Annotated in this window: 24 protein-coding genes; 9 read left to right on the top strand and 15 right to left on the bottom strand. The window is 39.2% G+C overall.

Translation table 11 applies throughout. The features are described 5' to 3' along the window. Positions 1-43: 43 nt before the first annotated feature. Together I6F49_RS00445 and I6F49_RS00440 are read right to left on the bottom strand one after the other, a co-directional pair. Positions 44-424, bottom strand: a complete 381-nt coding sequence (locus tag I6F49_RS00445) for a DUF3192 domain-containing protein (RefSeq protein WP_197177973.1) — start codon at positions 422-424, stop codon at positions 44-46. A 185-nt stretch (positions 425-609) separates the two neighbouring features. Continuing rightward, entirely contained in the window at positions 610-1554 is a 945-nt protein-coding gene (locus I6F49_RS00440; RefSeq protein ID WP_197177972.1) for a D-2-hydroxyacid dehydrogenase, read from the bottom strand. Positions 1555-1969: 415 nt separating this feature from the next. On the opposite strand from I6F49_RS00440, the gene I6F49_RS00435 reads away from it, so the two are divergent. Continuing rightward, positions 1970-3103 (top strand): 1-acyl-sn-glycerol-3-phosphate acyltransferase, encoded by a 1134-nt coding sequence (locus tag I6F49_RS00435; RefSeq protein ID WP_197177971.1) that lies wholly within the window; start codon positions 1970-1972, stop codon positions 3101-3103. A gap of 117 nt (positions 3104-3220) precedes the next feature. Continuing rightward, entirely contained in the window at positions 3221-3466 is a 246-nt protein-coding gene (locus tag I6F49_RS00430) for a DUF1289 domain-containing protein (protein ID WP_197177970.1), read from the top strand. Here I6F49_RS00430 and I6F49_RS00425 read toward each other — a convergent pair. After that, positions 3463-4161 (bottom strand): transporter substrate-binding domain-containing protein, encoded by a 699-nt coding sequence (locus I6F49_RS00425; RefSeq protein WP_166419695.1) that lies wholly within the window; start codon positions 4159-4161, stop codon positions 3463-3465. The genes I6F49_RS00430 and I6F49_RS00425 overlap by 4 nt on opposite strands. 118 nt (positions 4162-4279) lie before the next feature. On the opposite strand from I6F49_RS00425, the gene I6F49_RS00420 reads away from it, so the two are divergent. From I6F49_RS00420 to I6F49_RS00410, 3 genes are read left to right on the top strand one after another with little or no spacing between them, the layout of a single operon-like run. Beyond that, positions 4280-4483, top strand: coding sequence for a DUF3283 family protein (locus I6F49_RS00420; RefSeq protein ID WP_002962585.1), 204 nt, complete (start codon positions 4280-4282; stop codon positions 4481-4483). A gap of 14 nt (positions 4484-4497) precedes the next feature. Next, positions 4498-4899 (top strand): GNAT family N-acetyltransferase, encoded by a 402-nt coding sequence (locus tag I6F49_RS00415; protein ID WP_166419696.1) that lies wholly within the window; start codon positions 4498-4500, stop codon positions 4897-4899. Positions 4900-4924: 25 nt separating this feature from the next. Then, positions 4925-9430, top strand: a complete 4506-nt coding sequence (locus I6F49_RS00410; protein WP_197177969.1) for an EAL domain-containing protein — start codon at positions 4925-4927, stop codon at positions 9428-9430. Between the two features lie 13 nt (positions 9431-9443). Here I6F49_RS00410 and I6F49_RS00405 read toward each other — a convergent pair whose 3' ends face one another. Both I6F49_RS00405 and I6F49_RS00400 read right to left on the bottom strand, forming a co-directional pair. Then, positions 9444-10397 carry an ion transporter gene (locus I6F49_RS00405; RefSeq protein ID WP_197177968.1) on the bottom strand — a complete coding sequence of 318 codons (954 nt, stop codon included), beginning with the start codon at positions 10395-10397 and terminating at the stop codon, positions 9444-9446. Then, positions 10390-13065: a bifunctional acetate--CoA ligase family protein/GNAT family N-acetyltransferase gene (locus I6F49_RS00400; protein ID WP_197177967.1), complete on the bottom strand. Its 2676-nt coding sequence runs from the start codon at positions 13063-13065 to the stop codon at positions 10390-10392. The genes I6F49_RS00405 and I6F49_RS00400 overlap by 8 nt, the downstream gene beginning before the upstream one ends. 114 nt (positions 13066-13179) lie before the next feature. Between I6F49_RS00400 and I6F49_RS00395 the strand changes: the two genes are divergently transcribed. Together I6F49_RS00395 and I6F49_RS00390 are read left to right on the top strand one after the other, a co-directional pair. Then, positions 13180-13896, top strand: a complete 717-nt coding sequence (locus I6F49_RS00395; RefSeq protein ID WP_166419700.1) for an SIMPL domain-containing protein — start codon at positions 13180-13182, stop codon at positions 13894-13896. Between the two features lie 321 nt (positions 13897-14217). Then, positions 14218-14661, top strand: coding sequence for a hypothetical protein (locus I6F49_RS00390; RefSeq protein WP_166419701.1), 444 nt, complete (start codon positions 14218-14220; stop codon positions 14659-14661). On the opposite strand, the gene I6F49_RS00385 is transcribed toward I6F49_RS00390, so the two are convergent. The 8 genes from I6F49_RS00385 to I6F49_RS00350 all read right to left on the bottom strand — a co-directional run bounded on the left by I6F49_RS00385 (position 14644) and on the right by I6F49_RS00350 (position 21678). Continuing rightward, entirely contained in the window at positions 14644-15312 is a 669-nt protein-coding gene (locus I6F49_RS00385) for a hypothetical protein (RefSeq protein ID WP_197177966.1), read from the bottom strand. The genes I6F49_RS00390 and I6F49_RS00385 overlap by 18 nt on opposite strands. A 90-nt stretch (positions 15313-15402) precedes the next feature. Beyond that, positions 15403-17238, bottom strand: coding sequence for a DUF885 domain-containing protein (locus I6F49_RS00380; protein WP_197177965.1), 1836 nt, complete (start codon positions 17236-17238; stop codon positions 15403-15405). Positions 17239-17319: 81 nt separating this feature from the next. After that, positions 17320-18456 carry a radical SAM family heme chaperone HemW gene (gene hemW / locus I6F49_RS00375; protein ID WP_197177964.1) on the bottom strand — a complete coding sequence of 379 codons (1137 nt, stop codon included), beginning with the start codon at positions 18454-18456 and terminating at the stop codon, positions 17320-17322. Beyond that, a complete protein-coding gene (gene rdgB / locus I6F49_RS00370; protein WP_197177963.1) occupies positions 18453-19052 on the bottom strand; it encodes an RdgB/HAM1 family non-canonical purine NTP pyrophosphatase in 600 nt (199 codons plus the stop codon). Before rdgB ends, hemW begins: the two co-directional genes overlap by 4 nt. A 4-nt stretch (positions 19053-19056) precedes the next feature. After that, positions 19057-19500, bottom strand: a complete 444-nt coding sequence (locus tag I6F49_RS00365; protein WP_197177962.1) for a DUF4426 domain-containing protein — start codon at positions 19498-19500, stop codon at positions 19057-19059. 64 nt (positions 19501-19564) lie between these two features. Further along, positions 19565-20098, bottom strand: a complete 534-nt coding sequence (locus I6F49_RS00360) for a YggT family protein (protein WP_197177961.1) — start codon at positions 20096-20098, stop codon at positions 19565-19567. A gap of 27 nt (positions 20099-20125) precedes the next feature. Next, a complete protein-coding gene (gene proC / locus I6F49_RS00355; RefSeq protein WP_197177960.1) occupies positions 20126-20947 on the bottom strand; it encodes a pyrroline-5-carboxylate reductase in 822 nt (273 codons plus the stop codon). 17 nt (positions 20948-20964) lie between these two features. After that, entirely contained in the window at positions 20965-21678 is a 714-nt protein-coding gene (locus I6F49_RS00350; RefSeq protein ID WP_197177959.1) for a YggS family pyridoxal phosphate-dependent enzyme, read from the bottom strand. Positions 21679-21680: 2 nt separating this feature from the next. Between I6F49_RS00350 and I6F49_RS00345 the strand changes: the two genes are divergently transcribed. Then, the gene (locus tag I6F49_RS00345) at positions 21681-22721 is read left to right on the top strand and encodes a type IV pilus twitching motility protein PilT (protein WP_197177958.1); all 1041 of its coding nucleotides are present in this window, start codon (positions 21681-21683) and stop codon (positions 22719-22721) included. Between the two features lie 9 nt (positions 22722-22730). Beyond that, positions 22731-23867 (top strand): PilT/PilU family type 4a pilus ATPase, encoded by a 1137-nt coding sequence (locus I6F49_RS00340; protein ID WP_197177957.1) that lies wholly within the window; start codon positions 22731-22733, stop codon positions 23865-23867. Between the two features lie 59 nt (positions 23868-23926). On the opposite strand, the gene ruvX is transcribed toward I6F49_RS00340, so the two are convergent. Both ruvX and I6F49_RS00330 read right to left on the bottom strand, forming a co-directional pair. Continuing rightward, on the bottom strand, positions 23927-24376 hold the full coding sequence (gene ruvX, locus I6F49_RS00335; RefSeq protein ID WP_197177956.1) for a Holliday junction resolvase RuvX: 450 nt from the start codon (positions 24374-24376) through the stop codon (positions 23927-23929). Positions 24377-24414: 38 nt separating this feature from the next. Further along, entirely contained in the window at positions 24415-24972 is a 558-nt protein-coding gene (locus I6F49_RS00330; protein WP_197177955.1) for a YqgE/AlgH family protein, read from the bottom strand. Between the last annotated feature and the right edge of the window lie 375 nt (positions 24973-25347).

Below are 25347 nucleotides of genomic sequence, written 5' to 3'. Positions count from 1 at the left end.
TATTCATATATTGGCGTTTTTGTATCAAACTACTTTTTGTCGGTTATTGCGTGATCATACCTAAAGCGGTGTCACCAATGCCCACTAACTTATCATTTTTAAATACAAGTGGCGTACATTCATCTTTCGTTGTTTTAGAATCTGAATGCTGGCTATGAGTTACATAAAAAAGTACTTGGTATACATCGTCATCTTTTTTTAATAGCTCTGTGAAATTAGGCGTTTTTAATTGCGTTAAAACAGATTGATAGCTGCTATCCATTTTTAGCTCTGATATAGCCTCACGATTATTTTTATGTTGTGCTTGCCAGCTAGATGAGTTTTTCCCTGCCCAATGCGTCTCAGCTTCACCATCAGATACGGCAATAACACAGCCTGTTAAAAATGGAGCGATTAAAGCGGCTGCTAAAAGTGATTTTTTCATTTTTATTTACCTTAATAATATTTTTAATTGGTTATTAGCTGTATTAAAGCAAAGAGTAGACCATATTTATAAGTTGTTATAAATCAGTTTGTTAAGTGAGTTAAGCTGTTTTTATCTAATAAAACATTAAATATATTAGTAAAAACAGCCATTTTTTAGCTTATTTGATTACTGCAATAAAATCACTACACCAAACGGTTACGTGATTCGGCTTTAGTAAATGCCGCAATGTTTAAACTTACTTCATTAATTAAGCGCACAATAGATTCAGTACTTGCCCATGCTATATGCGGAGTAAGTAATAAGTTATTGCCTTTATAATTAGCTAGCGGGTTTGAAAGCTCAGCAGGTTCTTTAGTTAGTACATCAACACCGGCTCCTGCAATTAAGTTTTGCTCAAGCGCTGTTGCTAAGTCGGCTTCGTTAATAATACCACCACGTGCAGTGTTAATTATTATAGCGTTTGGCTTCATCACTTTAAGCTCATTAAGCGCTATTAGATCGCGTGTTTCATCTGTTAGCGGGCAGTGTACACTGATTATATCGGCTGTTTTAATAACGTCTTCAAAAGGCGTACGACCATCGCGACAAGCAACTCCTTTACGCTCTGCAACAATAACATTAGCGCCAAATGCCTCAGCCACTTTAGCAACGCCTTTGCCTAATGTACCGCCACCTATAATGGCAAATGTTTTACCTTGTAAATCATTAAAGCTGTAATCGAGTATGCAAAACATTTCGCTTTTTTGCCACGCGCCCTGCTGGCAATCTGCCTGATAGCGATGTGTATTACCCAGTAAGTTAGTAATTAAAGAAAACGTATGCTGAACAACAGAAGGCGTTGAATAACCAGCTACATTAGTGACTGCAATACCAAATTCTTTAGCGGCTTCTAAATCAACATTATTAGTACCGGTTGCACTTACACAAATTAACTTAAGCTGTGTTAGTTGGCTAATTGTGTCGCGATTTAAAACTGCTTTATTAGTGATTAATACATCTGCGCCTTGGCAGTGTTCAATAACTTGCTCTGGGCTAGTAAGTTCATAAGTCGTTAATTTACCAAGTTGTTCAATACAAGTAAGAGACGTTTTAGCTAACGTAGCGTTATCAAGAATAGTAATGTTCATTATGAGCCCTAAAATAAGTGGATCTAAAAGAGTTAAAATCGTAAAAAGAGGCCTACGATCCAGCAAAAATCTAAAATATGGGCTTAAGGTACTACGAAAGAAAGCCTTTGTTAATGGTATTACTACCAAATGATTAGAGGACATGTAATTAGAGGATTTAGTATTAGTGGTCTGCCCACTAGCTGATTGAGAACATGGTATTTTTATCAACTGATCAGTTTTTTGCACTTTTAAGCAAGCTCATGGTCTTAGATAGAAGGTAATTAAACTCGGCTTTAAATAGATTTATAGCGAGTTGCTAAAAATAAAAATCGTTTTTTGGTTATTTCGCATTTTAGATTGGCTGAGTTATAATCGGATATAGACATAAACGGTGCGCTTTGGCGTGCCGTTTTTTAACATTGTAGATGTAGTAATGAGTGAATTAGAAGATAAATACGCAGATATACGCCCATACAACGACGACGAAGTTGCGGCGTCGCTTACTCGTTTAATTAACGATAATGCGTTTATTGATGTAATAGCAAAGTATAATTTACCGCGCTTCTTATCGGCAGTGCCTTTTATTGCGCGCCCATTAGTAAGAAGTCAGTTACGTAAAAAGTGGGGCAAAGTAAGCACCGTTGAAGACGTACAAAACGAAGTAGCGCAATACTTAGATAAATTAGTAAAACGCACCACGTCAAAAGTAACCTTCTCTGGATTAGATCAGTTAGACGCTGATCAGGCCTATTTATTTATTTCAAATCACAGAGATATAGTGCTTGATCCTGCATTAGTTAACTGGGGTTTATATCAACATAAAATGAAAACAGTGCGTATTGCTATTGGCGATAATTTATTGCAAATACCTTACATTACTGAGCTTATGCGTTTAAACAAAAGCTTTATCGTTAAGCGCTCTGCTAAAGCGCCAAAAGAGATGTTAAAAGCACTTACTCAGTTATCGTCATACATTTACGATTCTGTAATCGGTGGAAATTCTATTTGGATTGCACAAAAAGAAGGGCGTGCAAAAGACGGTTTTGATCAAACTGATCCTGCGCTTTTAAAAATGCTGCAGTTGAACGGACGTAAACAAAAGAAAGAGTTTGGCGATTATATTAAAGAGTTGAAAATAGTGCCTGTTTCTATTTCTTATCAATATGAGCCGTGTGCAATTGCTAAAGCTAAAGAGCTTTACCATAAACAGCATCACGGTGAATATATTAAGTCGGCTGGTGAGGACATTGCGAGTATTGTTGAAGGTTTTAGTACTGCTAAAGGGCATGTGCATTTAGCGTTTGGGCAACCAATTGAATCTAAATGTGATAGTGCGGAAGAGCTTGCTAAAACAATTGATAGGCAAATTGTTGATTCGTTTTATTTACACCCAGGCAATTACATCGCTGGTGGTTGTAAAGATGCGGTAATAGACTCTCCTGATACAGCGACATTTGAACAACGTTTAGCTTGTGTACCTGAAGAGTTGAAACCATTAGTACTGGCTATGTACGCTAAGCCGTTTCATCGTAAAACAGAGATAAACACAAATAGCTGCGAGCATTAATACTCATCGCTTTATAGCCCCTAGCTTAATGAAAGTAAGCAGCAATTAAATTGCTGCTTTTTTTTTGCTCAAGAATGACGCTATACTAAGTACCTCTTATTAAACGGTGCTAATGCTATGCAACAAATTGAAATATTTGATATTCCAAGTCCTTGCAAAAGTATTTGTTTAGTTAATAACAGAGGATATTGTAAGGGGTGTTATCGTAGTCGTGATGAGCGCTTTTCGTGGAATACCTTAACTAACGACCAAAAAAAGAAAGTGCTTATTTTATGCCAGCAGCGCTATAAACGTTACCTACAAAAAAAACAGCAAAGTGCAGTGCCAAGCACACAGGCAGAGCAGCAAGGATTCGACTTTTAAAAGCTCAACCCATACTTGGCTCTTAATGCGTATACGGTACCGTTGTCAGTTAGGTTAATTAATGACATTTTAAGTTTTTCGACTAAGTTTTTATTACGTTTATTTAAATAATGATAAAGCGGATACGTACTCAATACTTCTTTTTCAAAGCAACCTTGGGGTGTAGGGAGATCGTTATTTTGCATTATAAAGTTAATCATTAAAGCCCCTTGTACTTTTTGCTGAGCTAGTAAATTAAGCTGGGCATTCATACTTTTAACTTTAATAATATTTCCTGCAAATTGTGTACTTGCTAAATAATGCTCTTGGACAGGGTAGCCATCAACAATTGCGACACTATCGAGTTGTTCTAAACTGCGAGGTAAACAATTTTTATATAATACTAAGTCAAACTTAAAGAGCTCATAATCGACCCTAATTAAGTTCTCATAGTTTTCTTCAACACTTATATCTCTTCCCAATTGTCCATCAAGTACGCCATTATTTGCCGCAAGCAAAGCATTTTGACGGCTAAAGTCGATAATATGTATTTTAAAACCTATATCTGCGTATGCTAATTTTAAAAGCTCTAAGGCATAATCAGCTTGGGGTGTACTTTGCGGGCGGTTAAAAGTGAGGTTGTATTGATGGCTAAAACAAGGTGCAATAAAAAATAAATTTACCAATAATAACAAGATACTAAAACGTCTGTTCATTATCGGTTCCAATTACTACAGAAATAAATAAAATAAGACGCGTATAATAACAAGGAGATTACCTCTTGCCCAGTTTCGGGGTTAATCAATTAACTTTAAAAGCAAATGAGGAAGTATTGTGAGTTTTAATTTATGCCTATTACCACGCGAAGAAAAATACCAAATTCAGTTAGATTATGAAGCGTCTTTTTGGGCGTATCAGATTAAGCGTAATAAAAAAACGAGAGAGCAAGTTTATAACACAATCCATAGCCGTCCAATGGCTGAGCAAATGGTTTTGAAGCAAAAGTTTGAGCAATATTTAGCGCTAATGCTTAGCTAAGTGTTGATATAAAAATGTATATAGTTGAATTGCTGGATGGGCTAAAAATTCCACTCGTTAATAAATTTTATAAAAAACATAATGTAAGAGGGCGGGCTAATAAACAAGATAAGGTATGGGTTACTTACTATAATAATGAAATAGTTGCGGCGTGTAGGCTACAAGATAAAACAGAATTTTTATTTTTATCTACTGTTTTTGTGGCTCTTGATCATCGCGGTAACGGTGTTGCTACACAATTGCTATCTACACTCTTAAAGTCGCAAAATAAGGTGATTAATACCTTCGCATATAAAAACGTAGTTGATTTATATTGTGCTATTGGTTTTAACCAAATGTTAACATATACTCTTGCTTTACAAGTACTTTTTGATACTTATAAACATCGAAATATAGTCGCTCTAGAGTACCCATAATAATAATTAATAATATGGAATAAGCATGAGTAAATGCGTTAATGGGATCATTAGTTGCTTTGTAGTTTTAATAACTATTCTAAGTTGCCAAGTAGGCGCACAAGTAAAACGTTTATCCCCAAGCGAAGGCTTATCGCAAAGCTACGTCAATACTATGCTTATCGACACTAATGGTTACCTTTGGCTTTCTACTGAGGCAGGGCTTAATCGTTATGATGGCTATCAAGTTATTCCAATAAACGGTCCTAATGGTGAATTAGAAGAAGCGATCATTGATCGTATTTACCAAGACCCCCAAGGACACATTTGGATAGCCTCTTTACTTGCAGGACTATTTAGGTACGACCCCGTAACAGATTCATATCAGCAGTTTTTAGAAAAACCCACCAGTGAAGAAGAAATTATCAATCAGTCTGTTTTTAGTATGGTGGCCGTTGATAAAAAAACACTGTGGATTGGACGCGGGCGCGACTTTGCAAAGCTTGATATAGCAACCGGAAAAATCACAACTATTTTTGAGCTGCCCGCTAAATATAAAAATACCCTGGTAAGAAAGTTATTTGCCTACAATGGTTATATATTTATAGGTACCAGCCATGGTGCGTATGTATTTGATATTACCACAGAGCAAGTTAGACCTCTACAGCACTTAAAAGGTGAGGCTGAGCATATTTACCAAAATAATGTTAAGTCGTTCGCACTCGGTGAAAATAAAAAGTTATTAGTTGGGGCTGTACAAGGTTTATACGAAGTTGATATTAGTAACTTATCAAAAATGTTTGAACGCCCAGATTTACCTTTTAAAAGTAAAGTATTACTCAATGATTTAAATGTGTGGAGCATAGTAAACGAACACGGAAAAATAGATTTAGCCACAGATAAAGGCTTGTTTAAATTTGATTTAAGCACCGGAGAAATGATCAAAAATACCCGAATAGCCCAAAGTAAGTACACACTTGCTGATACCAGTATTATTGATATGGCTAAAGATAAATCGGGTGGTACGTGGGTTGCGACTAAAACTGATGGTGCATTTTACTTATCTCACGACAGCTATCATTTCAATAATGTCGATGGCACTTTGCTCGGAGGCGATGGTTTATCGCATCATTCTATTTGGGGTATTACCGAGTATAAAGACAAGCTTTGGCTTGCAACGCACAATGGTATTACTGAAGTTGATTTAAAAACAAATATTGGCAAAGTTTATTTAAAAGACTACAAAGTCGACTTACTCACCACTGAGTTTACCGTATACGAAATAACGCCTTATAAAGATAATTTATGGCTTTATACAAACCGTGGTTTGTTTATTTTTGACCCTGTAACTCACCAAGTTAGCGAACCTAAAGTGCATGACCCTGCTAATCAAGAGTTGATTACGGGTAGGGTACATGGCGTTACATTAATGCCAAATGGCGATCTATACTTTGTGCACTCAGATCATGGGGTATTTATATACAATATAGATTCTCAAGTAATAACGCGTTTGGGTGGCCAGTTTGATCAATTTGAACCCTTTTTAGCCCACGGCTTTTTACCCGCGCTGAGTAATAAACCAGACTCGCCACTGTTTTTTAATGCGGGTATTTTATATCAAGTAAATCCAAGTGATTTAGCACTAAAAATGATTTACAAAGTGCCAAAGCAGCATGAAAACGTAGCCATTAGCGTGCTTTCTTATTTAATTGATAACAACAATATATTGTGGATATCACTTTCTAATTTTGGCTTGATAGGCCTTGACGCGACTACCTACCAGTTAGTTCATACAATCGATTTAGAAAAAAATAAGCTAGGTACATTACTTTACGATATGGTGCTAGATGACGATGGCATGATTTGGATGAGTAGTCATAAAGGTATTTGGCGATTAAACCCAGAAACACTTCATTTTCAGCAGTTTTCTACATCTGAAGGGTTACTTTCAGCTGAGTTTAATAGTAACGCAATGGCACAGCTTAAAGATGGTCGTATTGCGTACGGTAGCTTAAAAGGCTTTACCTATTTTCATCCAATGGAGAACCAAAATTATCAATCGCTTATTGATCACGTAAATATTACGCGGGTTGATTTAATGTCGCGAGATTTATCGCTTGATTTAAAACAGCCGCTTAATGAAGTGGTGCTAAACCATGATGATATAGGACTTGAGGTGGCATTTTCGGCCATGGCATTTAGCAATCAAGAACGCATTATTTATGAGTATCAACTCGATAACGGGCAAAAAAGTTATACCCGAAATAATAACCGTGTATTGTTCCCTAAATTGAATCCAGGTAATTATCAATTAAAAGTTTGGGCTAAAGATCCGCTAACTGGCGAATATACCTCACCTGCTATTTTAAAAATAAAAGTAAAATATCCGCTTTGGCGCGCACCTTATTTTATGGTGCTTTACGGTATGCTATTTATTGGTTTTATTGCCATGTGGGTTATGCGCCGCAATAAAATTCAACGTATTTTATTAGCGGCAAATAAAGAAAGTAAAGAAAGCGAAGCGCGTTTAAAACTCGCGCTTGAAGGCAGCGAATCGGGTGTTTGGGATTGGGAATCAAGTAACCCAAGTATTTATCAACCTCGTTTAGTAAGTGAGCTAGGCTACGAAAATGAAACAGTAAGCCTTGACGAGTACTTATCTAAAATTCACCCGCAAGACAAACAGCTATTTCGCTTAGAGTGGCTTGAGTTTTTATCTACCGAAAAAGGTTACTTTAACTGTACTTACCGTCTTCGCCATGCGAAAGGTTATTGGCGCTGGTATAAGGACTTTGGAAAAGTAGTTGAGTGGGACGATAAAACACCGCAAAAAGTAGCGGGTACCTACACAAATATGACCCGTGAGATGGTGTTTGAAGAACACGCTTTACTATTTACAGCAGCGTTTGAGCAAACCCGTGACTGGGTGTTTATACTCGATAAAAATTTAAATATTCGGGCTTCTAATAAATCACTACAAACGGCTTTTAATTTTTCTGCTGAGTCGTTATCTAGTCGAGCACTAAATTTAGGTATATCGCGCAGTAATCGTTTTGATTACTTACGCATAATGCAAAAACTGTCTGTTGGGGAGCACTTTTCGTGTGAAGACAGTGTAGTTTTAGCAAATGGTGAGTCACGCCATGTACTTGTGAAAATAAGTGCCGTTGCCGATAACGAACAGCGCCTTAATAGCTATGTTATTATTTTAACCGATATAAACGCTCAAAAATCAGCTGAAAACGAACTGCACTTATTAGCTAACTACGATGCCCTAACTGGCCTGCCAAATCGTACGCTATTTAATGATCGCGTAGAGCACGCCCTTGAGCAAGCAAAATTGCATGAATGCAAAGCGGCCTTATTACATATAAACATAAAGCGTTTTAAATACTTTAATGATTCTTTAGGGCATGAGGCGGCCGATGAGTTAATTAAAGAAGTGGCAGAGCGTTTAAGATGTTCACTGCGTCCATCGGATAGTGTAGCGAGATTTGGTGGCGATGAGTTTGTTGTACTGGTGGAAGATATTCATCAAATAGAGCAAGTACTTATTATATGCACTAAGTTAATGGATTGCGTGAATCAAAATATTGTGATTAATGGCCAAGTCGTTAATGTTAACTTGAGTATTGGCGTGGCTATTTCACCTGATGATGCGCAGCAAGGGCCTGCACTTTTAAAAGCTGCTAGCATCGCGTTATATCATGCAAAAGACTCTTTAGAAGGGCGCTACCAGTTTTATAAGCAAGAGATGAATCAGCATGTTCAAAGAGCACTACATCTTGAATCTCAGCTGACGAGAGCGTATCAAGAAGACGAATTTTGCAATTACTATCAGCCTATTATCAATGCTAAAAGTCAAAAAACAGAAGGCTTTGAAGTTCTGCTACGTTGGCCTGAAAATAAGCTGGTGCAAACTCAAGAGTTTTCCGTGGCAGCAGAAGGTATCGGCTTAATTACAAAAATTATGCTGCAGACTTTTGCGCGCGCTTTACTAGAGCTAAAAGAGTGGCGTAAAGCCTCACCTCATTTGTATCTTTCTATTAATTTATCGGCCCTCGATTTTGAGTTTGAAGATTTAGTGCCTGAGATTAGAAATGCGCTAAATCATGCGCAGGTATCATCAGAAGCCATTGTTTTTGAAATAACAGAGTCTGTACTTATGCGCGACTCTCACCAAGCTCTGCAAAGCATGGAGCAACTTAAAAAGTTAGGTTGCAGGCTTTACATGGATGACTTTGGTACGGGGTACGCATCGCTCACTTATTTAAAGCGCTTTCCGATTGATGTATTAAAAATTGATAGAAGCTTTGTAGAAGATATTGGGATTGATTCTGACGACGAAGCCATTATTCAGTCAACCCTTGCGTTGGCCCACAGCTTAGGAAAAGAGTGCGTTGCGGAGGGTGTAGAAAGCTCGCATCAACTTACCTTTTTAAAGGCTCGAGGATGCAAGCATTTCCAAGGGTATTTATTTAGTAAACCGGTACCAAATAACGAAGTGCTAGCACTTATTAATCGCGATTGGAGCGATATTTTCAATCAATAATAGGAATAGAAAATTAAGGGCGTTTACCACAATGGCGACAATAAATATGACTACTGTGCTGATTGAGTTGGGTCTTAATCGCTTTATTGGCCTCAAGTTTACTTAGCCCTAATTTGTAGCGTAGATCTTCTAAGTGTTCGTGTTGGGCTTGGTTAAGTGTGCCATCTTGAATTTGTTCATGCACAGCATCTTCAAAAAACTGACGGCGTTTACGTATTTGTTCTGAAAAACTAGACGCTAGCAAACCCGTAGGTATCGCAACCATTCCCATGCTGAGCAATGTAATCACACCACCGAAAAACTTACCCAATGGCGTTATAGGTACTACATCGCCATAACCAACGGTTGTTAATGTTGCCATTGCCCACCACATAGCCGCAGGAATAGAGCCAAATTTATCGGGCTGTATGTCGTGCTCAATTAAGTAAATTCCGCATGAAGCTAAAATAAGCACGACGGCCATAATAAAAAAAGCAGCCATTAATGAACTACCTTCATCGTTAAAGGCTTTTAAAAGTAGTTGCATAGCGCGTGAATAACGAGAGAGCTTAAATACTCTTAATAATCGCAGTACGCGTAAAAAACGTAAATCGAGCGGGAACAAAAACATCATTAAGCTAGGTAGAATCGCGATTAAGTCGATTAACGCCATTGGAGATAAGAAGTAATGTAATCTACGTTTAGCGTTAGAGCCTTCAATAGCAGCATACTGTATTTTATCCACGCAGGCCCAAAGTCTTGCTAGGTATTCAACAGCAAAAATAGTGACAGAGACAATTTCTAAAACTAAAAATTCGTCATAATATTCAAGCGCTACACTGGGAATAGACTCAATAACAATGGCTATAACGTTAGCCATAATTAAGCTAATAAGCATAATATCCAAAATATGCCCAGCACGGTGATACTCTCCTGTGCCTTCAAATAGGCAAGCCATTTTTTTTCTTAAAGTTTGCGGATTATTCATTATTAAGTTTAAGCACCATATTAATACTGCCTTCTTCAAAGTCGCGACTAATTTTAAAACCCAACTTTCGGGCAAGCTCAATCATGCCGGTGTTCTCTGGCAGTGTTATACCTTCAACCGACTCCACACCTTGGCGTTTGCAGTGGCTAATTGCTGCGCTCATTAGTATGCGACCAAGCCCTAAGCCTTGGCAGTCTGAACGCACTACAATGGCAAATTCAGCATGTAAGTTATCGGGGTCCATAATAACGCGAGACACACCCAGTGTTCGGGTTTTACCTTCAAAGCGTTGGCAAACAATAAACGCCATTTCGCGGTCATAATCAATTTGCGTCATTTTAGCGAGTTGGTCGTGGTTAAACTGTGGCAGCTCGCCAAAAAAGCGTTTGTACCTGTCTTCTTTATTAAGCGATTCATCAAATGCTTTATGAGCTTGTTCATCTTCTGGCTTTATCGGTCTGAGTGTAGCTTTGGTGTTGTTTTTAAGTGTTACTACTTCAACAAGTTCAATAGGGTAGGGACGAATAGATAAACGCTTACGATTGCTCTGAGTTTGATAGCGGTTAAGTGTCATCGTGGCATCGAGTACTAAAAACTGTCCGTTGCTGGCAAGGATAGGGTTTAGTTCCATAGAGCTTATATCAGGCTGATCAATCACTAGCTGAGAAATACGCGTTAGCAGTGCACACAAGCGATACTTATCAACCTTTTCGGGTAATATGCGCTCTTTTAATACGCCTTTATCGTGCGCTGCTGCAATTAAATACTTTGCTAAGTTCATATTCAGTGGAGGTAGAGCAACGGCGGCTTGCGCATATTCAAGGCCGGTGCCTGCTTCACCTAATAATATAACCGGGCCAAAGTTGGGCTCTGTTTTAATCGCAATTCGCAGCTCATTTGCGCCTGCTCGTGGCGCCATTTTTTGTAATGAGAACCCTTCAATAACAGCATCTGGGTAAGTGTTTTTAATACGTATAAGCATTGCAAAAGCGGTTTGCTCAACCTCGTTAGCATCATTTAGGTTAAGTACTACACCACCTACTTCAGATTTTGAGGCAATACTTGGGCTAATGAGCTTTAACGCTACTGGAAAACCAAGCTCTATGGCTTGCTCTTTGGCTTCTGTTGGGGTGTAAGCGACCTCAGTTTGAATGCATTTAATACCATAATGATTTAATACTTGGCTTGCCTGATGGGTAGGTAAGTAGCTTTGCCCGTCATCTATAAATTCATTAATAAGTGTTTTAGCAGCCACTTTATTTATTTTTGCGTCATCAGTATTCGATTCAGGCGTTTGCGTTAAATGCTTTTGGTTACGGCGATACGTCACCAAGTGCATAAATGCGCCAACGGCTCCCTCGGGTGTTCTATAAGTAGGTATTGCGTTGTTAGAACACACTTTTCTGGCGGCGTAAGATGCATCTTCACCCATAAAGTTAGTTATAACGTAAGGGCGTGCCATTTTGGGTAATTTTTGCAAAGTTTCTACAATAATGTTGGCGTAGTCTTCGCTGGGTGCAAGTGCAGACGGTGTGTGGATAATCAGTAAGTTTTTAACTTCTTTCGCATGAAGTAAAATCTCTAATGCTTGCTTGTAACGCCCAGGTGCTGAGTCGCCAAAAATATCCACAGGGTTTGAGGTGGTTTCTGATTGCGGAATTACTTTATTTAGCGCATTTCGGGTTTCAATGCTTAGTTCTGCTAATTTACCGGAGCTTTGAATTAGCTCATCAACGGCCATAACACCCGGGCCGCCACCATTAGTTAAAATAGTCAGTTGCTCTACTTTTAATAATTTGGGGTGCATGGCGAGTGTTTGTGTCGCTGCAAACAGTTCACGTAAGTCATTTACGCGCAGCATACCCGCTCGTTGAAATAACGCATCGTAAACAGCATCAGAGCTTTGCTTTCCGCCGGTGTGAATTTCGGCCGCGAGTGCGCCGGCACTTGTTTTACCTGTTTTAATCGCAATCACAGGTTTACTAAAAGCCGCAGCTCTAGCTGCTGATATAAATCCACGAATATCTTCAATGTTATCAATGTAGAGTAAAATAGCTTTGGTTTTAGCATCGCGACCTAAAAAGTCGAGTAGTTCATTAAAGTTTATATCAAGGCAATCACCTACTGATACAAAATATGAAAAGCCAATTTCTTTGTTTTTAGCCCAATCTAAAATGGTTGAACATACTGCTGCTGATTGCGATACAAATGCAATTTTACCTGGGCTTGCTACGGTATGTGAAAAGCTCGCATTTAAACCAATATGAGGAATTAGTAAGCCTAAACAATTCGGCCCAAGCAAAGTAACCTGCTTGGCTTGAGCGCAGGCTTTAAGCGCACTTTTTTGCTCCCCAGAAAGCCCATCGGCAATAACAATAGCTGTTTTACAGCCAAGTTCTCCAAGCTGCTCAATAATATCAATTAAGGTGTTTTTGTTAGTACAAATAACAGCAAGATCGGGTACTTTTGGCAAATCAGCAATAGAGGGGTAAGCAAGTACCCCGTGAACGGCTGTATGGCTTGGAGTAACAGGCATTATCGGGCCTTTAAAGCCGCCTTGAAGTAAGTTGCGCATAACCACAAAACCAGCACGCGTTGATATATTCGAGGCACCAATAACGGCCACTGAGCTTGGATTAAAAAACTGGGTAATGCGCTTAAGGCTCATGGTTTTTCCTAGGCTGATTAAATTTTGCGTTATTTATAGTCTCAATGTACCCTGTTTACTGTGTTATTTCGAGCGTCTAGATGCTTATTATTGATATCAATCAAGGAGATTATCGTGAATAAAACATCCGGTTTTTACATTGTTATCGCGGCTATTTGTTTAAGTATAGGCTTAATTAGCTTAGGGTTTATTTTAAAGAGCACAGCTCTTAGCGTGAAAGAGATGGAACGTACTGTGCAAGTTAAGGGATTGGCCGAGCGAGAAGTCATTGCCGATACGGTAATTTGGCCTCTGCAATTTAGTGATGCCGATAATAACCTTGAAAAATTAGTCAGCAGAGTTGAGAAAAAAAATGATGCTGTTACTGCTTTTTTAAAACTGCATGGTTTTGACGACGATGAAATAACAATAGGTAGCCAGTCCGTTATTGATAAGCAAGCACGCGAATACAGTAATGAAAATCAGCAATTTAGATACATAGTGCGCTCAAATATTATAGTTTATTCAGATGCGCCAGATAAAGTACAAAACGCGCTGAGTAAAGTAAGCCAGCTTGCTAAACAAGATATCGCGATAGTGCAGGACAGCTACGAAACAAAAGTTGAATACATTTTTACAGGCCTCAATGATGTAAAGCCTGCGATGGTGCAAGAAGCAACTGAAAAAGCGCGAGAGGTCGCTAATAAATTTGCCAAAGATTCTAATTCAAAATTAGGCAAAATAAAAACCGCTCGCCAAGGGCAATTTAGTATTAGTAATCGAGATTCAAACACACCACAAATAAAAAACATAAGAGTGGTGACCAGCGTTGAATATTATTTAAATGACTAGGGCCTGTTGACCTTTCAGGATTAAAATTTGTTCAATCTAGGGGCGATTTAATCGCGGCGTGAGATTTGTAACCTAGCGGGCTAAGTAAAAACCGAGCAAAGCTTCCGCGTCCTGCTCACGCCCCTTACCTACATCCATGTAGGCAACAAAGAGTAAATTGCCCCTAGGCAGAACCCTTCGGGCAGCGCATGTTTGGCATTTATTCCACGTTATCGCCTATTTATGGGGAATAACCACACTGCATAGGCTCTGCCTTGCCTAAATACCAAACATACTGCTGCAAATTTAACCTCGAAAGATAAACAGGCCCTAGGAAATAATATGTCAGAGTCTAAATATGGTCAGTTTGTACTGGCTCCCCGTTCGTACTTTTTTACTGCTATAGCGAGCGTGGTATTTGCGTTTATAGGCTTCAGTTATAATGCATGGCGAATGGAAGCAAGTGAAGAGAACAACAATACACGTATTGCTAGCTTTCAAATATTACAAGAACTAGCCGAGCTTGAGCTTATAGTATTTGCAGCGCATTACGATAATAACAAAATAGATGGTAGCCCTAGAAAAGGCTGGGTTAAAGTTAACTTAATTCACGACTTAAGCTACTTAGCCGTTGATAAAGTACATTTAAAAACAAAAGACTTACAAAAGGTCTGGCAAACAAATTGGCCAAATATGGTTGAGCACGAAAGTGCTGCGCAATCCATTACACACGCTATAGATAGTGTGCGTATAGAAGTAGTGGGTGAGTTAAAGCGCCTTGATTAGGTGCACAACTTGCGCCGTTGATCGTTGCAAGTAAGCAGCGCTTAGTAAAATCGTGGTTTCGTTAAGTTTTTGTCCTTTTAATACGTTAATAAGCTGCTGTTTTGCATTCGGATTTTGTTTTTGTTCTATTTCCATAAGAGCTAATAACGCTGAGAATTCATGCTTAACTGGTGTGTTAGGTTTATCAGCGTAAGCAATATAGCTGGCAACCGGTGTTAACCCTTGTTGATTTGGCTGCGCAAGCGCTTTAACTAAGTCATCATTTGATTCAAACAACATTAAAGAGCGCACATAGTTAAATGGCAGCTTTGTAGCATCAGCATGTTTAAACACATTGTGCAGTACGTTATTTCCTTGGGTATCTTGTGCTAAAAAGCCTTTATTAAGTTTGAGCGCAGGGGTAAAAAAGCTTAACGCATCAATACTGGTGAGTTGGTTAATAAAAGGAGACGGTGGTGTGTTAGTGGTTAAAATACGCTTGGCAACATTTTGCATAAAATCGTACTTAATGCTTAACCGCTCAGCGCTTTGAAATAAATGGTTAAGTTGCAAAGTTTGCTGGGCAGGACTTAACTGCTTAAAGTCGTTATTGAGCTCATTTAATTGCTGCTTTGAAATACGCGCATTAAGTAGTTGTATGCTTAAATCCATTATTATTTCCAAAATCTTTTTTGCTACTATAAAACAAAAAAGGTCGCAGATGCGACCTTTTCATATTTAAAGCAATTGTTTAAATTGGTTTTAAGCCTTTTTGCTTGCTACCCATTCATTAACAAAGTTTTCTAGCACGTTAAGTGGTACTGGACCATTTTTAAGTACTACGTCGTGGAACTGGCGAATATCAAACTTATCACCAAGCTGCTTTTTAGCATCTTCACGAAGCTCTAGAATCTTAAGCATACCCACTTTATAAGCCGTTGCTTGTGAAGGCATTACAATGTGACGCTCAACCATTTTAACACCGTCAGATGTTGCATTAGGCGTGTTATTTACGTAGTAATCAATACCTTCTTGGCGAGTCCACTTCATTGCGTGAATACCTGTATCAACCACTAAGCGACATGCGCGCCATAATTCCATTGAAAGGCGACCAAAATCTGAATAAGGGTCTGAGTACATGCCCATTTCTTTTGGAATGAACTCTGAGTATAAACCCCAGCCTTCAATATACGCTGTATAGCCACCAAATTTACGGAACTTAGGAATACCTTCTAGTTCTTGTGAAATAGCTATTTGCATATGGTGGCCCGGAATACCTTCGTGGTAAGCCAGTGCTTCCATTTGATACGTTGGCATTGCTTCCATATCGTAAAGATTAGCGTAGTAAACACCTGGGCGAGAGCCGTCTGGAGCAGGCTGTTGGTAAAATGCTTTACCTGCCGCTTTTTCACGGAATGCTTCAACTGCTTTTACTTTTAAACCGGCTTTTGGTTTAACAATAAATAGCTCATCTAAACGCGTTTTCATTGTATCAATAAGGCCCGTTGCTTCATCTAGGTAGCGTTGCTTACCTTGTGCATCATTAGGGTAGTAAAATTGCTTGTCAGTTTTCATAAACTGCATAAACGCTTTTAAGTCGCCTTTAAAGCCCACTTTATCTTTAATTTCACGCATTTCATCATGAATACGTGTCACTTCAGATAGGCCAATTGCATGAATTTCTTTAGCCGTTAAATCGGTTGTTGTAGTGCGCTTAAGTGCATTGTTATAAAACGCTTCACCGTCAGGTAGTTTCCATGCGCCATCACGGTCATCTGCACGTTTTTCAAGCTGTGCTAGGTAATTAATTAGCTTAGAGTAAGACGGTTTAACAGCCGATTTTAATGCATCAGATGCATCGCTGATTAACGAATCTTTTTCGTCTTGGCTAATTTCAAGCGCTGTTACTTTACGTTTAAAGTCGGCAAGTAAAGTAGAGTCCTCACCTTTATCAAATGGTGCGCCGTGAATAATATTTTTGCTTGAATCAATAACATGTGGGAACACAAATTTAGGGGCAATAATGCCTTTTTTTGCTCGTACAGTTAAGTCAATAATAAGCTGATCAATAACACCAGTTACACCATTTAAACGTGAAATGTAGTCTTTAGCTTCTTTTACATTACTAATTGAGTGCTGATTAATTAAAAATGCAGGGATCATAGAATGCGTACCAAACATTTGGTTCACAGGGTAGTTATGGTAACGCCATTTAAAATCAGCAATTGAGCTTTCAAGATCTTGTTTTTTTAAGTCGTAGCTTACTTTTGTTGCATCATCTAATAAATCACGGCTAATTGCTTTTAGTGCAACTAGGTCAGCTTTTGTTTGTGCTAAATCTTTAAGCTGTCTCTCTTCGCTGCCATCGTCCCACTTATCGTAATCTTGCTTAATACCCATGTATGTTTGATATACAGGGCTGCTCATTACGTCGCGGTTAAATGTATCTTCAAAAAAAGCATTCGCTTTGTCTATTTCACTTTGTTGTGATTGAACTGCTTGTGCAATAGGAGCTGAAGTCGCTTGTTGTGTTGTTTGCTGACAACCAGCAAGTAGTGCAACGCTTACTGCCGCTGCAATAAAAGTAAGTTTACGCATTGTTTTCCCTTTTGTTGTTAGAAACCCATTAGGGTATTTTATATTTATTTTTTTGCTTAATAGAACGTGTAGTATCAAGTACTACACGAACAATTCTAGCAGGTCATTTAAAAAGCGATGACCTTTTAAGCTTACTTGCCAATGGCTGTCTGTTTGAGTCAATAAACCTTTATTAATTGCTTGGTTTAATGCGCTTTGCTGACTTTGCAGTGGCAGTGTTGTTAGCTTATTAAAGTCGTTAATCGGGCAAGGCTCAACAAGGCGAAAGCGATTCATAAAAAATTCAAACGCTAAATCGTCTTGCTCTACATGCCAGCTTTTATACATATACGGTTTAATTAAATCCATATAGCCGCGTGGATGTTTAACCTTTTCGGTACGTGTAATAAGCCCTGTATTTGCATCAGTTACCTTACCATGCGCGCCGCAGCCAATACCGAGATAATCGCCAAAACGCCAATAATTTAAGTTATGTTGGCACTGATAGCCTGGTTTTGCATAGCCCGATATTTCGTATTGTATGTAACCTGCTTGAGCTAGTAACTCGACCCCTTGCTCTTGAATGTCCCACAGTATTTCGTCTTGTGGCAAGGTAGGTGGTTTTGAAGCAAACTGAGTATTGGGTTCAATAGTTAGTTGATACCAAGATATATGAGGAGGATCGAGCGCTATTATTTGTTTTAAATCACTCAGTGCATCATCAAGTGTTTGGCCTGGTAAGCCATGCATTAAATCAAGGTTAAAGCTGTTTAAACCGGCTTCTTTAGCTTGCTGAGCGGCATAATTAGCCTCGTCGCTGCCATGAATCCGACCAAGTGCTTTTAACTTGTCGTTTTGCATGCTTTGCACGCCAATAGAAATACGGTTAATACCTGCTTTTACGTAATCTTTAAAGCGACCTGTTTCTACCGTGCCAGGGTTGGCTTCAAGGGTAACTTCACAGTGCTCTTCAAGACCAATTAGGTTGTTGACTTCATTTAGTAAACGAGTATAAGCCGCGCCCGTTAATAAACTAGGAGTACCGCCACCAATAAAAATACTGTGAATTTTACGCCCTTGCACTAAGTGCAAATCTGCTTTTAAATCATCAATTAAATGCTGAACATATTCAGCTTCAGGTATTTCACCTTTTTGTCCGTGGCTATTAAAGTCGCAGTACGGGCATTTTTGCACGCACCAAGGCACGTGTACATATAAGCTCAGTGGTGGAAGGTTCACAGGCCGCCTTTTTGCTGTAGCTCTAGTAATAGTTTTTGTAGCGCTTGGCCGCGATGACTCACTGCATTTTTTTGCTCTTTTGTAAGCTCAGCACTGGTACAATTTTGCTCTGCTACAAAAAATACGGGATCGTAACCAAAGCCACCGTTGCCATTTTGAGTGAGCGTAATTTCGCCTTCCCAGCTTGCGCTGCAAATAAGAGGAGTGGGGTCATCTGCGTGGCGCATTAACACCAGTACACACCAAAAACGTGCACTGCGAATAGGGTTATTACCCAAATCTACAAGTAACTTATCAATGTTATCTTGATCGCTAGCATTAGGGCCTGCAAAGCGGGCTGAATACACACCGGGCGCACCATTTAAGCCATCAACTTCTAAACCAGAGTCATCGGCAATTGCAGGCATGCCAGTAATTTTAGCGGCATGGCGTGCTTTAATAATGGCATTTTCAACAAAGGTAGTGCCGGTTTCGGCAACTTCACCTACGTTAAAATCGCTTTGTGGAACTACATTAATATTTAAAGGGCTTAGCATGTTAGCTAGCTCATTTACTTTGCCAGGGTTACCTGTAGCAAGTACTAAAGTTTTGGTCATGTTATTAATCTACGTAAAATTTTTGCTGAAACTGTAATTTTTGAAATTGATTGTTTTGCTGTATTTCAATCTCAAAGCGTAAAATCTCTTCATTGGTATAATCAACTTGGGCAAGGTAGTAAATTGAATCACCTTCTTTTACTTCTTTAAAAGTAAGCGTTTGTTTGTTGCCAAGTAGGTTTTTTGCTGTGCCTGTAAGTTTTGCTGTTTGGGCTGTGTTTTCGGCATCATTTTTTAATATAGAAATATTTACAATACCTTTGTATCCACTTCGCTCAAGACCATACGCTGTTGCTATTTTTGGCTGAATAAAAGTAGAAGGAAAGGCGATGTAATGCACTTGCCAAGGCCCAAGCTCTTTATACTGTGCGCCTTGCATTTCTTCACTTTGCGCGTTAAACGTAAATGCTAAACAAGCAATAAAACAAAACTTAATTAAACGGTTCATTATGTATTCCTCAAAACATATAAAAAAGAGGCCTTTGGGCCTCTTTTACTCAAAAATCAAGTGCTTAGACTAAAAAGTCCATAAGCAGCATTTGCAAAAACTGAATACCAATAATAAGCACTAAAACTGATAAATCTAAGCCACCCATTGATGGCAATATTTTACGAATTGGTTTTAGCATTGGTTCAGTTAGCTGGTGAAAAACCGCTTCAATAGGGTTATAGCCTTGGCTAACCCAACTTAAAATAGCGCGAATAATAAGTACCCAAAATACTAAATTAAGACCTTCTTTTAGTACAGTTATTAGTGCTTGAATAAGTACTGGCTGTATTGCCCACGCGTTATATATAACCAGCATTAAAGTACTGATTTTGGCTACAGCCACTATAAATGCTAGCAACATAGATGCTAAATCAAGCCCACCAAATCCAGGAATGATTTTACGCAGAGGCTTTACTGCAAACGAAGTGGCTTTAACCACAAACTGGCTCATTGGATTATAAAAGTCGGCTTTTGCCCACTGCAGCCAAAAGCGCAGTAATACCACCATTAAAAACAAATCAAACAGGGTACTGATTAAAAATTGCATGGCATTCATAGTGTAACCTTCAATAAAAAAGTGGTTTTAAAGTTCTTTTTCCATTTGCTCTGCACGTGCAATACACGCATCCATAGCATCGCCAACGGTTTTAGTTAAGCCTTCATCTTTTAAGTGCTCAACAGCTGCGTGAGTAGTACCGCCTTTAGATGTTACGTTTGAACGCAGTTGCGAAATACTAATATCAGGCTGGCTAAGTGCCATTTCGGCAGCACCAAGTGCTGTTTGTTGTACCAGGCGACGAGCATCTTCATCGTTAAAGCCCAGTACTTTAGCTTTTTCTTCTATTGCTTCCATAAATAAGAAAAAGTAAGCAGGAGATGAGCCCGTAACCGCAATAATATCGTTAATTTGCGATTCTTTTTCAACCCATACAACAATGCCAGTGCATTCAAAAACTTGCTGTACAAATTCGTGCTCGCTTTGTGTTTCACCAGCGCCATATAAACCTGATACACCACGCCCTAATAAAGACGGTGTGTTTGGCATACAGCGCACCATTTTAACGTCTTGACCAAGCATTTCGCGAAGGCGTTTTACAGTTAGGCCAGCAGCAACAGAAATAAACAGTTTGTCGCTAAAGTCGATGCCCGAATCTTGAAACGATTTACATAAATCGCCCATCATTTGTGGTTTAACAGACAAAACAATTACATCAGCATCGCGCAGGGCTTCGTTATTGTCACTGGTGGTTTGCACCTTGAAATCGGCTGCTACCTTTGCAAGCTTTTCTTGGTTGCGGTTAGTCGCAATAATATTACTTGCGTTAAAACCGTTTTTTACCATGCCACCAATAATGGCGTAGCTCATATTACCTGTGCCTATAAATGCGATTTTTTTATCTGACATAAATCTGTTATCACCTTTTAAGTTCGTGTTCCAAAAATGTCTGTGCCGACTCTTACCATGGTTGAGCCTGCACTAATGGCAGCTTCAACATCACCGCTCATACCCATCGACAAAGTATCTACTTGAGGATATTGGGTCTTTAGTTTATCAAAGCAAGTTTGTAATTGCTCAAAAGATTGAGTTTGAGCTAACGGATCGTCGCTTTTTGCGGGAATAGCCATTAAACCGCGAAGTGTTAAGTGCTCACATTGGTTAATAAACTCAGCAAGTTCAGAAATTTGCTCAACACTACAACCCGATTTGACGTCTTCTTCGCTTATATTTACTTGAATAAGTATATTAAGAGGCGGTTTATCGTCTGGGCGCTGTGAATCTAATCGCTTCGCTATTTTTATGCGATCAATACTTTGTACCCAGTCAAAGTTGGCAGCCACTAAGGCACTTTTATTTGATTGAATAGGGCCAATGAAATGCCAAATGATGTCGCTATATGACTGCAGTTGAGTTATTTTATCTATAGCCTCTTGAACATAAGATTCACCAAATTCGCGCTGGCCATGCTCATAAGCTGCTATAACATCTTCGCTTGGTTTAGTTTTAGACACTGCCAGTAGAGTGACTTCGTTAGTGTTTCGCTGTGCGTTTTTTGCCGCGTCTGCAATTCTAGCGTAGGCGGATGTGAGTCGTTCTGCTATTGTAACCATATATTTATCAGTTAGTTGTGGAGTCATAAATGGATATTACCGAATTATTAGCGTTTAGTGTGCAACACAAAGCATCCGATTTACATTTATCGTCGGGTGTTTCACCTATGATACGCGTAGACGGTGATGTTCGCCGCATTAATATACCAGCACTAGAAGACAAAGACGTAAACAGTCTGGTTTACGATATTATGAACGATAATCAACGCAAGGACTATGAACAAAATCTCGAAGTGGATTTTTCGTTTGAAGTACCTAATTTAGCACGTTTTCGTGTGAATGCGTTCAACTCTAATCGCGGGCCAGCTGCTGTATTTCGTACCATACCAAGTGAAGTGTTAACACTTGATGATTTAGGTGCGCCAGATATTTTTAAAACAATCTCTGATACCCCACGTGGACTCGTATTAGTGACAGGGCCTACAGGCTCAGGTAAATCAACAACACTTGCCGCTATGGTTGATTACATAAATCAAAATAAACATCACCATATTCTCACCATCGAAGATCCAATCGAGTTTGTTCACGATAATAAATTAAGCCTTATTAACCAACGAGAAGTACATCGCGATACTCATAGCTTCTCAAATGCGCTTCGTAGTGCACTGCGTGAAGATCCAGATGTAATACTCGTAGGTGAGTTACGTGATTTAGAAACAATTCGTCTTGCAATGACCGCAGCCGAAACCGGTCATTTAGTATTTGGTACGCTGCATACTACTTCTGCACCAAAAACCATTGACCGTATTATTGATGTATTCCCAGGTGAAGAAAAATCAATGGTGCGTTCAATGTTATCTGAATCTTTACGTGCTGTTATTTCGCAAACTTTACTTAAGAAAGTAGGAGGCGGGCGAGTTGCCGCACACGAAATTATGATTGCAGTACCCGCTATTCGTAACTTAATACGTGAAGATAAGATTGCACAAATGTATTCATCTATTCAAACCGGCGCGTCTGTAGGCATGCAAACAATGGATCAGTGCTTAACTAATTTAGTTAATCGCGGGATCATCACTACTGCCGCAGCGAAAGAAAAAGCACAAGACAAAACACAATTTGGTGGGTAAGAAATTATTATGGCTTTATCTTTAAACGACTTTTTACTCATCATGATTGAGAAAAAAGGATCTGACTTATTTGTATCGAGTCAGCTACCTGTAAGTGCAAAAATAAACGGCGAGCTAACAGCCCTCAGTGACGATAGGCTTACAGATGAGCAATCGCTTGAGTTAGTAGAATCTGCAATGAGCGAAAAGCAAAAAGCAGAATTTCATGCAACAAAAGAATGTAACTTTGCGATTGCCACTGACGAAGGGCGTTTTCGTATTTCTGCCTTTTGGCAGCGCGATAGAGCAGGCATGGTTATACGCCGCATTGTGACGCAAATACCTGATGTGAGTGAACTCGGGCTCCCCTCTATTCTTACCGACGTAATTATGTCTAAGCGTGGTCTTGTATTGTTTGTTGGTGGTACTGGTACTGGTAAATCAACTTCACTAGCTGCGCTTATTGGCTACAGAAACCGACATCAACGTGGTCATATACTGACGATTGAAGATCCGATTGAATTTGTTCATGAGCATCGTAAAAGTATAATTACTCAGCGCGAAGTAGGGCTTGATACCGAAAGCTTTGAGTCAGCACTTAAAAGCTCATTGCGCCAAGCTCCCGATGTAATTTTGATTGGTGAAATTCGCTCTCAAGAAACTATGGAATATGCACTAAGCTTTGCCGAAACAGGCCATTTGTGTGTTGCTACACTGCATGCAAATAATGCCAACCAAGCAATAGACCGTATCATGCACCTAGTACCAAAAGAAAAACACGATAAGCTTAAGTACGATTTAGCACTTAACTTACGTGCCATTGTTGCTCAGCAATTAGTACCGACTGCTGATGGCGAAAGCCGAGTTGCAGCTATTGAAATATTGCTTAACTCACCAATGGTTGCTGAACTGATTAAAAACGGTGATATTGGTGGTATTAAAGAGGCAATGGCTAAATCGAAAGAAATGGGCATGCAAACCTTTGACCAAGCGTTATTTGAGTTGTATAGGCAACAACGAATCAATTACGCTGATGCACTGCACCATGCTGATTCGCCAAATGATTTACGCTTAATGATTAAACTGCGTAATAACGAACAACAAGGCGCAGGCTTTTTACAAGGTGTAACGATAGATGGTTTAGATGGAAAAGACAGTAACTACTAAATGCTAAATGAAAAATATAAAAGCGCCAAGTTGGCGCTTTTATATTTTATACGGCCTTATTATTCACCGTAACTAGACTCAAAAAAACTTTCTAAAATAATAACCGCAGACATATTATCTACGTTACCTTTGCCTAAGTTTTTATAGCCACCACTTTCAAAAAGTCGCGCTTTAGCATCCGCGGTCGTTAAACGCTCGTCTTGTGTTTGCACTGGAATGCCATAATGATTATGTAATCTGTTGGCAAACTTTTTAGCTTTAAAGGTAACCTCTTGTGAGGTTCCATCCATATTTAGTGGTAAGCCAACAACCATTAAGTCAGGTTGCCACTCGGCGACTTGTACAGCAATATGCTCCCAATTAGGAATACCATCTTGTGCTTTTACAGCCTTGAGGCTAGATGCACTGCCAGTTAGTTCTTGCCCAATAGCAATACCAATACTTTTGGTGCCAAAGTCAAAGCCCATTACAGTGCGTTCGCCTTGCGGCTTAAGCGATTTTTTTGTCATGTGTATCTTGTTTAAGTTTGCTAAGAGTTAAGTGAGTATTATGCGTGACCCGCTTCAAGGCTGAGTTGGCTAATATCGAAGCCCAACATTGAAACTGCTTTTTCCCATCGCTTTTCAACGGGGGTATCAAAAATGATCTTCGGATCGGCTTCTATGATCAACCAGCTGTTATCAAGTAACTCTTGTTCGAGTTGGCCTTGCTCCCACCCTGAATAACCCAGTGTAATAATAAATTGATCAGGTGCTTGTGCAGTGGTTAAGTTTGCTAAAACGTCTTTTGAGGTAGTGATCATAATGTCACTACTAAGTTTTTGACTTGCTGAATAACCCGATTGAGGAGAGTGCAGTACAAAGCCACGGTCCGTTTTAACGGGCCCGCCAGCAAACACACTTACTTTTGCTGCGTTTTGAGTTTTGTCGTTATCGATTTCTATTTTATCTAAAAGTTCGCCAACAGTAACATCAATAGGTTGGTTTATTACCAAACCCATAGCCCCATCTTCGTTGTGCTCACAAATATAGGTAACAGCACGTTTAAAAAAAGGGTCTTGCATCGACGGCATCGCGATTAAAAAATGATTTTCTAATGATTGCATAGATTTCACCCTTTTTAGTTAATGAACTTTGAGTATGGCATAGTTATTTAAATAGACATAAAAAGCCCATTAAGTGTATGAAATACTTAGGCCTGTTGACCTTTCAGGATTAAAATTTGTTCTATCTAGGGGCGATTTAATTGCGGCGCGAGGTTTGTAACTTAGTGGGCTAAGTAAAAACCGAGCAACAAAGAGTAAATCCCCCCTAGGACGAACCCAAGGGCAGCGCGTGTTTGGCATTTATACTGCGTTATCGCCTATTTATGGGGAAAACCACACTACATAGACTCTGCCTAGTCTAAAAACCAAACACACTGCTGCAAGTTTAACCTCGAAAGATAAACAGGCCTCAGATTAATGGGCGTATTACTGTGG

It is taken from the genome of Pseudoalteromonas sp. SWN166 (assembly GCF_015864485.1).
Classification (GTDB): domain Bacteria; phylum Pseudomonadota; class Gammaproteobacteria; order Enterobacterales; family Alteromonadaceae; genus Pseudoalteromonas.
This window is presented reverse-complemented; position numbering and strand designations above follow the sequence as displayed.

Excerpts from the sequence above, each read along its gene's own strand:
- I6F49_RS00445 (WP_197177973.1), bottom strand. The coding sequence starts at position 424 with ATGAAAAAATCACTTTTAGCAGCCGCTTTAATCGCTCCATTTTTAACA.
- I6F49_RS00440 (WP_197177972.1), bottom strand. The coding sequence starts at position 1,554 with ATGAACATTACTATTCTTGATAACGCTACGTTAGCTAAAACGTCTCTT.
- I6F49_RS00435 (WP_197177971.1), top strand. The coding sequence starts at position 1,970 with ATGAGTGAATTAGAAGATAAATACGCAGATATACGCCCATACAACGAC.
- I6F49_RS00430 (WP_197177970.1), top strand. The coding sequence starts at position 3,221 with ATGCAACAAATTGAAATATTTGATATTCCAAGTCCTTGCAAAAGTATT.
- I6F49_RS00425 (WP_166419695.1), bottom strand. The coding sequence starts at position 4,161 with ATGAACAGACGTTTTAGTATCTTGTTATTATTGGTAAATTTATTTTTT.
- I6F49_RS00415 (WP_166419696.1), top strand. The coding sequence starts at position 4,498 with ATGTATATAGTTGAATTGCTGGATGGGCTAAAAATTCCACTCGTTAAT.
- I6F49_RS00410 (WP_197177969.1), top strand. The coding sequence starts at position 4,925 with ATGAGTAAATGCGTTAATGGGATCATTAGTTGCTTTGTAGTTTTAATA.
- I6F49_RS00405 (WP_197177968.1), bottom strand. The coding sequence starts at position 10,397 with ATGAATAATCCGCAAACTTTAAGAAAAAAAATGGCTTGCCTATTTGAA.
- I6F49_RS00400 (WP_197177967.1), bottom strand. The coding sequence starts at position 13,065 with ATGAGCCTTAAGCGCATTACCCAGTTTTTTAATCCAAGCTCAGTGGCC.
- I6F49_RS00390 (WP_166419701.1), top strand. The coding sequence starts at position 14,218 with ATGTCAGAGTCTAAATATGGTCAGTTTGTACTGGCTCCCCGTTCGTAC.
- I6F49_RS00385 (WP_197177966.1), bottom strand. The coding sequence starts at position 15,312 with ATGGATTTAAGCATACAACTACTTAATGCGCGTATTTCAAAGCAGCAA.
- I6F49_RS00380 (WP_197177965.1), bottom strand. The coding sequence starts at position 17,238 with ATGCGTAAACTTACTTTTATTGCAGCGGCAGTAAGCGTTGCACTACTT.
- rdgB (WP_197177963.1), bottom strand. The coding sequence starts at position 19,052 with ATGACCAAAACTTTAGTACTTGCTACAGGTAACCCTGGCAAAGTAAAT.
- I6F49_RS00365 (WP_197177962.1), bottom strand. The coding sequence starts at position 19,500 with ATGAACCGTTTAATTAAGTTTTGTTTTATTGCTTGTTTAGCATTTACG.
- I6F49_RS00360 (WP_197177961.1), bottom strand. The coding sequence starts at position 20,098 with ATGAATGCCATGCAATTTTTAATCAGTACCCTGTTTGATTTGTTTTTA.
- proC (WP_197177960.1), bottom strand. The coding sequence starts at position 20,947 with ATGTCAGATAAAAAAATCGCATTTATAGGCACAGGTAATATGAGCTAC.
- I6F49_RS00350 (WP_197177959.1), bottom strand. The coding sequence starts at position 21,678 with ATGACTCCACAACTAACTGATAAATATATGGTTACAATAGCAGAACGA.
- I6F49_RS00345 (WP_197177958.1), top strand. The coding sequence starts at position 21,681 with ATGGATATTACCGAATTATTAGCGTTTAGTGTGCAACACAAAGCATCC.
- I6F49_RS00340 (WP_197177957.1), top strand. The coding sequence starts at position 22,731 with ATGGCTTTATCTTTAAACGACTTTTTACTCATCATGATTGAGAAAAAA.
- ruvX (WP_197177956.1), bottom strand. The coding sequence starts at position 24,376 with ATGACAAAAAAATCGCTTAAGCCGCAAGGCGAACGCACTGTAATGGGC.
- I6F49_RS00330 (WP_197177955.1), bottom strand. The coding sequence starts at position 24,972 with ATGCAATCATTAGAAAATCATTTTTTAATCGCGATGCCGTCGATGCAA.